At 62.6% G+C, this 12,390-nt stretch carries 12 protein-coding genes; 10 read left to right on the top strand and 2 right to left on the bottom strand.

Translation table 11 applies throughout. From position 1 onward, the window contains the following. Positions 1-2: 2 nt before the first annotated feature. From AB0O81_RS03770 to AB0O81_RS03760, 3 genes are read left to right on the top strand one after another with little or no spacing between them, the layout of a single operon-like run. Positions 3-665: a response regulator transcription factor gene (locus AB0O81_RS03770; RefSeq protein WP_363581384.1), complete on the top strand. Its 663-nt coding sequence runs from the start codon at positions 3-5 to the stop codon at positions 663-665. Beyond that, positions 655-1,902 (top strand): ATP-binding protein, encoded by a 1,248-nt coding sequence (locus AB0O81_RS03765; RefSeq protein WP_363581382.1) that lies wholly within the window; start codon positions 655-657, stop codon positions 1,900-1,902. Before AB0O81_RS03770 ends, AB0O81_RS03765 begins: the two co-directional genes overlap by 11 nt. Then, the gene (locus tag AB0O81_RS03760) at positions 1,899-2,945 is read left to right on the top strand and encodes a hypothetical protein (RefSeq protein ID WP_363581380.1); all 1,047 of its coding nucleotides are present in this window, start codon (positions 1,899-1,901) and stop codon (positions 2,943-2,945) included. Before AB0O81_RS03765 ends, AB0O81_RS03760 begins: the two co-directional genes overlap by 4 nt. 240 nt (positions 2,946-3,185) lie before the next feature. Here AB0O81_RS03760 and AB0O81_RS03755 read toward each other — a convergent pair whose 3' ends face one another. Both AB0O81_RS03755 and AB0O81_RS03750 read right to left on the bottom strand, forming a co-directional pair. Next, a complete protein-coding gene (locus tag AB0O81_RS03755; protein WP_363581378.1) occupies positions 3,186-3,413 on the bottom strand; it encodes an acyl-CoA carboxylase subunit epsilon in 228 nt (75 codons plus the stop codon). Beyond that, positions 3,410-4,999: an acyl-CoA carboxylase subunit beta gene (locus AB0O81_RS03750; RefSeq protein WP_363581376.1), complete on the bottom strand. Its 1,590-nt coding sequence runs from the start codon at positions 4,997-4,999 to the stop codon at positions 3,410-3,412. The genes AB0O81_RS03755 and AB0O81_RS03750 overlap by 4 nt, the downstream gene beginning before the upstream one ends. A gap of 104 nt (positions 5,000-5,103) precedes the next feature. Between AB0O81_RS03750 and AB0O81_RS03745 the strand changes: the two genes are divergently transcribed. The 7 genes from AB0O81_RS03745 to AB0O81_RS03715 all read left to right on the top strand — a co-directional run. Beyond that, positions 5,104-5,901 (top strand): biotin--[acetyl-CoA-carboxylase] ligase, encoded by a 798-nt coding sequence (locus AB0O81_RS03745; protein WP_363581374.1) that lies wholly within the window; start codon positions 5,104-5,106, stop codon positions 5,899-5,901. A 72-nt stretch (positions 5,902-5,973) separates the two neighbouring features. Further along, the gene (locus AB0O81_RS03740) at positions 5,974-6,558 is read left to right on the top strand and encodes a PH domain-containing protein (RefSeq protein WP_363581372.1); all 585 of its coding nucleotides are present in this window, start codon (positions 5,974-5,976) and stop codon (positions 6,556-6,558) included. A 48-nt stretch (positions 6,559-6,606) separates the two neighbouring features. Further along, positions 6,607-7,743, top strand: a complete 1,137-nt coding sequence (locus AB0O81_RS03735; protein WP_363581370.1) for a 5-(carboxyamino)imidazole ribonucleotide synthase — start codon at positions 6,607-6,609, stop codon at positions 7,741-7,743. Between the two features lie 111 nt (positions 7,744-7,854). After that, a complete protein-coding gene (gene purE / locus AB0O81_RS03730; RefSeq protein WP_363581773.1) occupies positions 7,855-8,322 on the top strand; it encodes a 5-(carboxyamino)imidazole ribonucleotide mutase in 468 nt (155 codons plus the stop codon). Between the two features lie 86 nt (positions 8,323-8,408). Beyond that, the gene (locus tag AB0O81_RS03725) at positions 8,409-9,782 is read left to right on the top strand and encodes an LCP family protein (RefSeq protein WP_363581771.1); all 1,374 of its coding nucleotides are present in this window, start codon (positions 8,409-8,411) and stop codon (positions 9,780-9,782) included. A 4-nt stretch (positions 9,783-9,786) separates the two neighbouring features. Next, on the top strand, positions 9,787-10,911 hold the full coding sequence (locus AB0O81_RS03720; protein ID WP_363581368.1) for a glycosyltransferase: 1,125 nt from the start codon (positions 9,787-9,789) through the stop codon (positions 10,909-10,911). A 50-nt stretch (positions 10,912-10,961) separates the two neighbouring features. After that, positions 10,962-12,390 (top strand): SH3 domain-containing protein (locus AB0O81_RS03715; RefSeq protein ID WP_363581366.1); only part of this gene is annotated, 1,429 nt, incomplete at its 3' end.

Below are 12,390 nucleotides of genomic sequence, written 5' to 3'. Positions count from 1 at the left end.
GCATGACACGCGTTGCACTCATCGATGATCACGAGTCCGTGCGACTCGGGCTCGAAGCCGCCTGCGCGCGCGGCGGTGCGGAGCACGTTGTGTTTTCGGGCAGCTCTGTGACCGAGTACGTGCGCTGGCGCGCGAGCCAAACGGCGCTACCCGCCGATGTGGTGGTACTAGATCTCACTCTTGGTGACGGCACGACCGTCACCGAGAACGTGCGCCGACTTGTCGGTGACGGATCTCACGTGATCATCCACAGTGTGGCGGATCGCCCGGCCGCAGTTCGTGAGGCGCTCTCGGCTGGCGCCGCCGGGATTGTTAGCAAGTCAGCGCCCATTGATGACGTCACTGCCGCACTACGCACAGTCGCTTCGGGTGAGCTTCTTCACAATGTGGAGTGGGCAAGTGCTATCGAAGGTGACATCGATTTTGCTGACGCTCAACTCTCGGCACGCGAGCGTGATGTGCTGCGTCTTTACGCCGCCGGGCTTCCGCTGAAAGCAGTGGCTGACCGCTTGGGAATCGCATACTCTACCGCCAAAGAGAACATCACGAGGGTGCGAGTCAAGTACGTTGAGGTGGGCCGTCCCGCACCAACCAAAGTTGACCTGCTGCGTCGTGCCATGGAAGACGGAATCTTGATGGATAGCGAGGCCGCGAGTGGCCGCTGATAATTCATCATCGATGCTGGATGGCGCGTGGGAGCAGATTCCCTCGACACGCGAAGCGACACAGGGCATCGGATCTTTCACGCGTACCCGTGTGGAGCGAATCCTTACGTTCGCCGCTGGGCTCGGGTCGCTGGCATTGGGCTTGCAGTCGTTCCTGTTCGCCATCGATTCGACTGATCAGCTTCCCCAGTGGCATGTGCCCCTCATGCTGCTGGCATTTGTTCCGCTCGCGGTATTGATTCTCACCTGCTTGGTTGGCCGAGGTATGCGTATCGGTGGTGCCGTCTTCGCGGTGGCGTACGTCGTGCTGCTGGCTGTGTGGCCGGTCGCCACCGAAGGCATTGTTCCGCCGCCTACGGACCAGCCGTGGATCTGGTTTCTCGTGAACGTTGCGACGTTGGCCGCAGTGATCGCTTTCCCGCTGCCACTTCAAATCGTGTGGACGATTCTGGTGCCGCTGATGTTCGGCGTTGTGCGCGTGATTGAAGGCGAGTTCTCACGCGAGAACTTTTTCGCTACGAGTCTCGATGTATCGTTCGCACTCATTCTTGGTGGGGTGCTCTTGGCACTCGGATGGCTGTTCCGATCGATGGCGGCGAATGTCGATGAGACCAGGGCACGTGCGGTGTCGTCGTACGCCGATGCCGCGGCGACTGAGGCCGTGGAGCAAGAACGAGCCGAGCTCGCCGCTCTGATGCACGACAGCGTGCTCGCCGCTCTGATCGCCGCCGAGCGTGCGCGCACGCCTCGCGAGCAGACTCTGTCAGCGGGTATGGCGCGGGACGCCCTCACCCGCTTGGCGAATACCGAGCAGGATCCCCGCGAAGGAAGCGACGCTCCAGGCGACGCCGCGACGATTGCACATGATCTCGAAGCTGCCGTGAGCGATCTCGGCGCCAGCGTGCCGGTGACCCTGATCGCCGCAGAGAACCCCGAGCCGGTGCCAGGGCGCATCTGTCGAGCGCTTACCCTCGCCGCCACTCAGGGCATTGCCAACGCGTTGCAGCATGCTGACGGAGAAGGCCTTGAGGTGAGCGTGCAGGATCGCAAGGGTGAGATGCAGATATCTGTGCATGACAGTGGCGGCGGTTTCGATCTGGACAACGTGGCCAACGATCGCTTGGGCATTAAGGCTTCAATCATTGCGAGGGTGGCGGCGGTCGGCGGTCGCGCTGACATTCGTTCGACCGAGGCGGGCACCTCGGTTGTCATCACCTGGCGGAGGGGTGTCGCATGATCAGCGTTCGCAACGTTCTCACGACGCTCGCTGTGGCGTTTACCGTATATCTGTCGGTGCGTGGAATGTGGTGGACGTCCACACCCGCGGAGCCACTACTCGCGATTGCCGTATTGGGGTTTTACCTTGCTACAGCGTTGCTTTGCATCTTGTGGATGCCGCGCTCGTCGGTGAAGCTCTCGCGCTCCGGTCGTGCGGTTCCCACCAATCAACTTCCGGTACTGGCACGGGTGCTTGCGCTGACCTGCGCGGCCGTGGTGCCGACCGCGGTGGCCATCGCCGCAGGCCCCGACCTTGTGACCGCGTCATTCGCCACGTGGTACCTCGGCGGAATTGGCGCGCTGATGACAGTTGTCATGTCTCGGCACAGTCCGTGGGTTGCCTGGGCAGGGATCACCTTGCTTGCCGCGGGATCTATTGCCTGGATGGGCGCCCCGGCGGCGCTAGGCCTTGGCCTGGTCGGCTCAATCGTGTGGGTCGCCGTCGCACAGTTGCTCGTGCGGTCGCTTGACCGAGCCGCGCGAGACACCGATCGGCTCGCGCAGTTGCAACGTGCAGCATCGGCCTGGCAGACCTCTCACCTCGTGCGGCAACGAGAGCGACGCGTGCAGGTGCAGCGGGCTCTGGCCGTTGCGGGTCCGGTGCTGGGTCGCACCGTGAAGACCGGTGGCGATCTCAGCGAAGACGAGCGCGTAGAAGCTCGTGTCGCAGAGGGTCGGCTACGAGACGAAATGCGCGGTCCGCGGCTGATCGACGACGATGTGCAGCAAGAGCTTGAGCGCGCACGGCGCCGGGGCGCGACGGTGACCGTCCTTGACGAGGGTGGGCTCGACGCACTTGACGATGTCGCGCTACAAGCGATTCGCGCTCAGCTCGCCACCATCTTGCACAGGTCAACATCTGATCGCCTTTATGTGCGCACCTCGCGAAACGCAACGGTCGCAGTGACGGTGGTGGGTCGTTCCGCGTCTGTTCAAGGGCCTAGCGATGAGGATGCCGTCGATCTTTGGCATGAGATTCTGCACGACGGCGCAACGCGCTAGAACAGCAGCCAGGCAAAGAGAAAGATGAGGGGCGGCGAAGCCGCCCGCCCCTCATCTTGTGTGCAGACAGTTACCCGAAAACCGTCCGCAAGGGCCAAACCTGGGCTTCACTCAATTCGGTGAAGCAGGTCGGCCGAACGCAGAAGCGTTCCAGCAATACAAGTATCACCCGGCGACTGGACGGTTGTATGTAGGTACTTTGGGGGACAAATTGGTCCAATTTCGCCCGAATCGGCGGTTTCAGCCCCTCGTCCAACCCCAGTCGCGCCGCAACGGCTCTCGCAGACCGCGCTGAGACAGCGACCAGGCGGAGCGAGTGGGCTCATCCTCGACGACGGCTGCAGCGGCTTCTGAGGTGTAAGCCTCGCTCACCACCGCCATCAGTGCTGCCAGTTCATCGTCATTCGGCATGCCTCGAAGAATGTCGATCGTGAGCGGGGTCTCGGATGCGGCGCCTTGCTCGGTCACAGCGGAATGTTTCCGTGCTTCTTAGGGGGAAGGCTCGCACGCTTGCCGCGCAGCGAGCGCAGCGCCTTGGCGATTGACACGCGAGTCTGTGCCGGCTCGATGATCCCGTCGAGCTCGCCACGCTCGGCTGCCAAGAACGGGGATGCCACGTTGTATGTGTACTCGTTCGCGAGGCGGGTGCGCACTGCCGCGACGTCTTCGCCGGCTTCTTCGGCTTTCTTGATTTCGCCACGGTAGAGAATGTTCACCGCACCTTGTCCGCCCATCACGGCGATTTCGGCTGTCGGCCATGCCAAGTTGATGTCTGCACCCAACTGCTTTGAGCCCATGACGATGTAGGCGCCGCCGTAGGCTTTGCGCAGAATGACCGTGACGAGGGGCACCGTCGCCTCCGCATACGCGTAGAGCAGCTTTGCGCCGCGGCGGATCACGCCGGTCCATTCCTGGTCGGTGCCCGGAAGGTAACCCGGCACATCGACAAGCGTGACGATGGGAATAGAGAACGCGTCACAGAACCTCACGAAACGGCTTGCTTTCTCGCCCGCCTCGATATTGAGCGTTCCTGCCATCTGGGACGGCTGGTTGGCGATGATGCCCACTGAGCGCCCCTCGACCCGGCCGAAGCCGATCACGATGTTCGGCGCGAACAGCGGCTGCACTTCAAGGAACTCTTCGGCGTCGACGATGCCGCGGATGACCGTATGAATGTCGTAGGGCTGATTCGCAGAGTCGGGAATGATCGAGTTCAGTGCGCGATCAGCATCCGTCGTTTCGAATTCGAAACCGCTTTCGTAGACCGGGAGCTCCGCCATGTTGTTGTCGGGGAGGAACCCGAGCATGGTTCGCACGTAGTCAATCGCATCGTCTTCGTCGTCGGCTAGGTAGTGCGCAACGCCCGAGCGAGTGTTGTGAGTGTAGGCGCCGCCGAGCTCTTCCATCCCGACGTCTTCGCCGGTGACAGTCTTGATGACGTCGGGCCCAGTCACGAACATCTGGCTGGTCTTGTCGACCATGATGACGAAGTCAGTGAGGGCGGGGGAGTACACGGCGCCGCCCGCGGCGGGGCCCATGATGATTGAGATCTGCGGGATCACACCCGAGGCACGCGTGTTGAGCCGGAAGATCTCGCCGTACTTGCCGAGCGCAACAACGCCCTCTTGAATACGTGCGCCGCCGGAATCGAGGATTCCGATGATCGGGATGCCGCTGCGCAGCGCGTATTCCATGACCTTGATGATCTTCTCGCCAGCGACCTCGCCCAGCGAACCGCCAAAGGTAGAGAAATCTTGGGAATACACCGCGACGGTGCGCCCGTGGATTGTGCCGATTCCGGTGACGACGGAGTCACCGTAAGGACGGGAGCGGTCCATGCCGAACGCTGTTGTGCGGTGCCGCACGTATTCGTCGAGTTCGACAAAACTTCCCGGATCGACGAGCAGTTCTACCCGCTCGCGCGCGGTGAGCTTGCCTTTCGCGTGCTGTTTGTCGTGTGCCAGCTTCTCGGCGTCTACGACCGCTTCTTGGTAGCGAGCGCGGAGGTCGGCGATCTTGCCGGCGGTGGTAAAGAGGTCGGGCTGATCGGTCACGCGTTCCACACTATCGGCGGTGAGGCCGGATGACTTGGAGAGATTCAACAAGGGCTGATCCATTCGGCTGTGGGATGACCCAATCCGCGGGTAGCGTGAGCGCTATGTCAGATGTCGTTGCGTCCTATCCTCGCACTGCCGCTATCAGTCCACGCGTAGAGGTGAGGGCCTTCAGCGCGTCGACCAATGCAGAGTTGGTTTCCGATGTGATCGCGGCCTCTGGTGAGTGGCCGCACCTCGCTGTGCTGCTGACGACAGATCAGCGGGCGGGTCGCGGCCGGCGGGATCGGCAATGGACCGCTCCCGCGGGAACTGCGTTGGCGATCTCTACGTTGGTGCGCGTTGCCGACATTCCTGCGGCGGCGCGAGGGTGGGTGCCGTTGCTTGCCGGTGCCGCGATGGCAAGAGCCGTCACAGCGCAGCTGCAGGGCAGCACTCACAGTGCAGGACTCAAATGGCCGAACGACGTTCTTGTCGATGGCGCAAAGATCAGTGGCGTTCTCGCTGAAGTCGTTCTTGGCGATCCCGATGCGATTGTGGTGGGTATCGGCGTAAACACGAGCATGTCGCGCGACGAGCTACCCGTCGCGGGTGCGACCTCTTTTGCCGTCCTCGGCGTCGACTGCGACGACGATGCTTTGATTGCCGACTATCTGGCTGCGTTGGATGAGACTATTCATGCACTGGCAGCGTCTGCTGGCGACGCGGGTGCAGCGGGCATCGTGGGGCAGATTGAGTCGCTGTGCACGACGCTCTCACGTCAGGTCGCAGTATCACTGCCAGACGAGTCAGTGTTGCGCGGACGAGCACAACGGATTGCCCCAGACGGGTGTCTGGTGGTCGTGACGAGCGACGGTGGGGAGACCGCCGTGGCAGCGGGCGATGTCGTGCACGTGCGCTGATGACAAGGTGCCGCTCACACGCGTTCGGGCGTGGCATCCGGCAGTGTCGCGGTGGGCGGCCACAATGGGAGCATGACGCAACCGGTGAGCTATGGCGGAAGGCCCTACCTTCCCGCCCCCGGCGTGCCAGCGACCGCTGAGATGCGCATCGCGAAAATGCGTTCGCACGCCCGGCGACTCGTCTGGTCTGCGCTCGTGCTCATCGCAGTGGCCGGTGCCTGCGGCTACTTCTATTCGAATCTTCCGGCGGGACTGGAAGATTGGATGCTGTTCAGCGCGGCGGGCGCGGTGGTTTTCCTGTTCGTGCTGGTGCCATTTCTTCGCTGGCGCTCGCGGGTATACACCGTCACCACTCAACGTGTTCTTGAGCGTTCCGGGATGCTGCGTCGTCGTCGCCGCGAGCTGTCTCACGTGCGCGGCTATACGATCCAGTTGAAGCGGGGACTCATCCAACGGATGTGGGGCACGGGCACCTTGACGCTGTCCAACGGCGCCGAGGCGCCCATGCGGCTGGTCAATGTGCCCAACGTGCTCCTCGTGCACGAGACACTGGTTGATCAGGTGGAAGTCAGCCAGATTCTGGCACACCGTGACGCACAGTCCGCGCCCAGTGTGCCGCCGATTCCGCCCGTTCCGCCTCTTCCACCGCAGGGCTGAAACGACTGCTCGGCGGTGGCGTCAGCAGCTGTGAGAGAAGATGGAGTCATGTCGTTGAAAGTCGGAGTCGTCGGTGGCGGCCAACTCGCCCGAATGATGATCGCCCCCGCCGCTGAACTCGGTATCAAGATCGAGGTGCTCGCCGAGCAGGAGGGCATGTCTGCCTCCCTCGCAGCGTCCCAGATTGGCGACTACCACGATGTCGAAACCGTGCTGAGCTTTGCTCGCGGCGTCGACGTCATCACGTTCGATCACGAGCACGTTCCCCAAGACGTGCTTGCGGCGCTTGTCGATGCGGGGATTGCGGTGCATCCAGGGCCGGCTGCTCTCGGCATCGCCCAGGACAAGCTTGTGATGCGCGCACGTCTTGCCGAGCTTGGTATGCCGCAACCCGATTGGGCGGCCGTTTCAGGCACCGCTGAACTGCAAGAGTTTCTTGACGCTCACGGCGGTCGAGCCGTGGTCAAAACACCCCGCGGTGGCTACGACGGCAAGGGTGTGCGTGTAATCACCGCGGCAACCGAAGCAGAGGACTGGTTCACTGCGCTCGCCGAAGACGCGCGTGGTGGGGCCTTGCTGGTCGAGGAGCTCGTCGACTTCTCGCGCGAACTCGCGCAACAGGTGGCACGTCGTCCCTCCGGTGACGTCGCGGTGTATCCCGTGGTCGAGACTGTGCAGCGCGATGGAGTGTGCGCCGAGGTAATCGCACCGGCGCCGCACGCCAGCGAGCGGCTGGCGTCGGTGGCGGCCGAAATCGGTCGCGCGATCGCTGAGGGGCTCGGCGTGACAGGCATGCTCGCGGTCGAGCTATTCGAAACCACGGATGAACGGCTGCTCATCAACGAACTCGCGATGCGACCGCACAACAGCGGACATTGGTCACAAGACGGCGCGGTGACTGGTCAGTTCGAGCAGCATCTTCGGGCCGTGCTCGACTTGCCGCTCGGGGAAACCTCGGCTCGTGCGAACTGGTCAATGATGGTGAACATCCTCGGCGGTCCGCAGCATGACTCGCTCGAGAGCAAGTTCACTGCGGTGATGGCGGAACACCCCGGGGCAAAGATTCACACCTACGGCAAAGCGCCGCGACCCGGTCGCAAGGTCGGGCATGTGACGGTGAGCGGTGACGACCTCGATGACGTGGCGTATCAGGCGCGAGCCGCTGCAGCCCACTTCGAAGACTGACTTGTCACGCTGTCAAGCGCGCCGTTGCGGTGTTCTTACAGTCTTGCGACCTACCCTGGACGGGTGACTCTGCCACTGCATGCTTCCGACGCCCCGCTGGTGGGCGTAGTGATGGGTTCTGACTCTGACTGGCGCGTCATGAGCGATGCTAGTCAGGCACTGACGGACTTTGGAATACCTCACGAAGTCGAGGTTGTTTCGGCGCACCGCACCCCAGACAAGCTGCTCAGCTATGGGCGTGAGGCTCGTGGGCGCGGTCTCAAAGCGATTATCGCGGGCGCGGGTGGCGCAGCTCATCTGCCAGGCATGCTTGCATCGCTGACATCGCTCCCAGTGATCGGCGTGCCCGTGCAACTGTCGACGCTAGACGGGCTGGACTCGCTGTTGAGTATCGTGCAGATGCCAGCAGGCATTCCCGTTGCGACGGTGTCGATCAACGGTGCAAAGAACGCAGGGCTGCTAGCAGCACGAATTCTCGGCGCCTCTGACACGTCAATCGGTGACGCTGTCGAGGCATACGCTCGCTCCCTCGAGGGGCAGGTCGAAGAGAAGAACCGGCGGCTCAAGGAGTCGCTGTGAGCGTCGCAAGCCCATCACGTGCGAGCGTGGGGGGTTCATCTCGACAGGGCCTCATCCAAGAACAGGGGCTGATTCAAGAACAGCCGATGCGGTACCCCGACTCGTCGGCACCCGCAGTGATGTCGCGCCGCGGATGGTGGCTCGTGCTGCTCAACTTTCTGATTCCTGGGTCGGCTCAGGCGCTCGCTGGCAACCGTCGCCTTGGTCGCATAGGTCTCGGCGCGACGCTCGGCATGTGGGTTGCAGTCGTGCTGGTCGCACTGAGCGCATTGCTGTGGCAGCAAGTGTTTCTGACCCTGGCAACGAACTGGTTTGTGCTGCTGCTGGCGCAGATTATCTGCGTTGCCTATGCGGTTCTGTGGCTGGTGCTCACGATCGACACTCTCCGGCTCGTCCGTCTCGTGAAGACGAAAGCTGTTGCGCGTGTGGGTATCGCGGCGCTGGCCGCCGCGCTGCTGGTGTTGTCCAGCGGAGGAGCGGTCTACGCGGCGTCGGCAGCGGGTACGGCCCGCGAGACGCTCGGCGCGATTTTCGGCGCGAGTGCCCCTTCCGTGCCCCCTTCAGACGGCTACTACAACATCTTGTTGTTGGGCGCCGACAGCGGCGAAGGACGTGACTCGATGAGGTTCGACAGCATTTCGGTGGTGTCGGTCAACGCCGAAACCGGGGCAACGACAATCACCGGCATCCCAAGAGACATGCCCGGCTTCCCGTTTTCTGCGGGACCGATGCAGGATCTGTACCCTGACGGACATACCGGCTACGCCGATTCGAGCTGTGGCTGGGGCAGCGGCATCAACCAGTTGCAGACTGAGGTCGAGGTATGCCGTGATGGTGACGCGCTCTATCCCGAGGCAGAAGCGAGCGGCTCGGCCCCAGGAATCGAGGCGACGAAGGATGCTGCTGAGGGCATTCTTGGTATCGAGATTCCGTACTACGTGTTCATCGACATGCACGGTTTTGCCTCCCTTGTCGATGCGCTCGGTGGAGTGACGATCACTGTTGATGAGCGACTCCCCGAGGGCGGGGGCCCGGCCTATGAAGGGCAGCCCGTAGATGACTGGGCGACTGGCTGGATTGAGGTCGGTGAACAGCACATGGACGGCGAGACAGCGCAGTGGTACGCGCGCTCTCGCTACACGACGAGTGACTTCGATCGCATGGAACGTCAGCGCGAACTGCAGGCGGCGATGCTTGCTCAGTTCACCCCGCGGACCGTGCTGACTCGTTTCCAAGAGGTTGCTGAAGCAGGCGCCGATATCGTCGAGACCGACCTGCCGCAGTCACTTATCCCGACGCTGGCTGATCTTGCTCTCAAAGCGAAGGAACAGCCGATCAACACGATCGAGTTGACGCCCGAGGGCGGCGTCGACGAGTACGACCCGGACTTCGACTACATCCATGAGTTGGTGCGAACCGCCCTGCATCCGCCCTCCTCTACGCCAACACCGGAGGGCTGAGCAGATGGTTGCCACATTGCGGGTCATGCTCGATCAAGTCGTCGCGCCCACTGATCCGATTCTTGCCGAGGCATCTCGCGAGCTGGCAGCCGCGCTGGTTCGCCGCGCCCCTGAAGGCTGTGCCGTGGAGGCGATCGCCCCAGCGGGGGGTAGCGGTGACCTCGACGAGATCCCAGGCATCGCCGGCGCACAGCGCACCGCACTGGCCCGGCGCGAGCTTGTGACGGCGCTGCAGCTGGGCGTCGGAACCGGAATCGGCGGCGGCATGATTCACTCGCCGACCATGCTGGCTCCTCTCGTGCGGCATAGTCGCACTCACGACCACGACCAGACGGTCGTCACACTCTGGGATCTGGGGCCATGGGAGTCACCCGACGAGTACTCACGCAATACGGTTTCCTGGCACAAAGCCATGCTGAAGCGGGCAGTGAAGCACGCCGACGCCGTCGTTGTGCCTACCCATGCGATTGCAGATCGGCTGGGAGAGATCTCGAAGCTCGGCAAACGCATTCGGGTGATCTCCGGTGCCGCGCCGCACACGTTTCGGGTGCCGTCCGATGAGGTCGGCCGTCGGAGAGTTCTGAACTTGCCCGAAGGGTACATCTTGCTTTCGGGCGGACCAGGAGCGTCGCTCGCGCTCGATATCGGCTTCGGCGGCGTCGCCGCATCGGGAATCGACCTGCCCGTGGTGATTCTCGATGTGCCAGAGGGATCCGAACCTGCTGTCGCAGATCTCGCCTCGGCCGCTGGAGTGCCTGAGCACCGTCTGCACATGCGCGGTTCACTGGATGCTGCCGACCGCGCTGCTGTTTATGGGGGAGCACTGGCATTCGTCGCACCGTCGCGCAGATCGGCATTTCCCTGGCGGGTCGTCGACGCGCTCGCCTTGGGGGTTCCGCTCGTTGCCGTCGAGTCGCCCGTGCACACCGAGATCATCGCTGATGGCGGCACAATCGTGCCCGGTGCCGATGCGCCAACGCTTCGCGACGGCCTTGCCGACGCGCTTTCGACAGCATTGGAGTCGACGGAGAGTGCGGATCGGTTGGCCGTGATGGCGGCCGATCGAGGGCGTTCATTCTCTTGGAATGAGTCGGCCGAAAGGGTTTGGCAACTGCACGCCGAGCTCTAGGTTTTCGATTCGGACTGGTGCACAGCTTTCACATCGGCCACAATGGCCACATGTCTACTCCGCCCGAGAGCTTTCCGGCGCGCGCGAAAGCTCTCGCTGCGCTTCTTGCAAGCGTGCTGATCGCAGCACTTTTCGTTGTTCTGCCGACATCGGATGCTGAGGCTGCTGATCTGCCCGGGTCGATCCTCGAGGGCGGCTACATCATCAGTGATGCTGCTTTCTTCGACGGTGATGCGATGACCGCATCCCAAATTCAGACGTTCTTGAACGGCAAGGTCAGCAATTGCACGTCGGGGTACACGTGCTTGAAGTCCTATAAAGCCGACATCGCGGCGAAATCGGCAGATCAGTACTGCTCTGCGTTGAGCGCGCAGACCGGAGTCAGCGCGGCGACCATCATCAACAAAGTCGCAGTGGCCTGCGGCATCAGCCCCAAGGTGTTGCTGGTGATGCTTCAAAAGGAGCAAGGTCTTGTCACCTCGACCGCTCCGTCGTCGACTCGGTATGGCGCGGCGATGGGGCAGTCTTGCCCCGATACCGCGGCCTGTGATCCGCGCTTTGCCGGCTTCTTCAACCAGATGTATGGTGCTGCACGCCAGATGCAGGTCTACACCCAGAATCCTTCCTGGTACAACTACAGGGCAGGGCAGATCAACACCATTCAGTGGCACCCCGACAGCTCGTGTGGCACATCGAAGGTGTACATCCAGAACCAGGCCACTGCCAATCTGTACATTTACACGCCGTACCGCGCGAACGTAGCGGCCTTGGCCGCGGGATACGGAACAGGCGACACTTGCTCGACTTACGGAAACCGCAACTTCTACAACTACTACGTCGACTGGTTTGCGCCGGACGCCTCGTCTTCTACAGGAGCGCCCGCGCAGACGGATGCGTGCCAGCTGCCGCTGACCGCGGATATCGCTAGCCGTGCTGGCACCGCGACTGTGAAGATCGACAACTTGAATGTGCGCAGCGCGCCGACCTTGAAGTGCACGACGGGGATCACCCAGCTCGACAAGGGGGCGACTGTGTCGATTACTGGTCAGTACGGTGCGTGGACGCGAGCTACGCTCTCCGGCAAGACGATGTGGCTGGCCTCGCAGTACCTCACCCTGCCGAGCTCTAGCGCACCTTCCGGCGGCACAGATGCGTGTGCCCAACCAGCAGCTTCCAGCATCACAGCAGCAACTGGAACTGTGAGTATCACCACCTCTGTACTGAACGTGCGTACCGCCCCGTCTACAGCTTGCGACACCGGACTCATCCAGCTGAGTCAAGGTGCTACAGCCACGCGCACCGGCGAGTACGGCGTCTGGTGGCGTGTAGCAGTGTCAGGCAAGACCTACTGGTTGCACAGCGACTACGCCGCAGTAGTTGGTGGGGCGCCGGTTGCGGATGTGTGTGCGGTGCCGTCGGATATCAAGTCGGCGAAGTTGACGTATGTGGTGACGTTGCCGCAGGTGAAGGGTCGGACGG

The organism is Microbacterium sp. NPDC076911 (assembly GCF_040687125.1).
Taxonomy (GTDB): Bacteria; Actinomycetota; Actinomycetes; order Actinomycetales; family Microbacteriaceae; genus Microbacterium.
The sequence above is the reverse complement of the archived record's forward strand: the minus strand, read 5'-3'. Positions and strand labels throughout refer to the sequence as shown.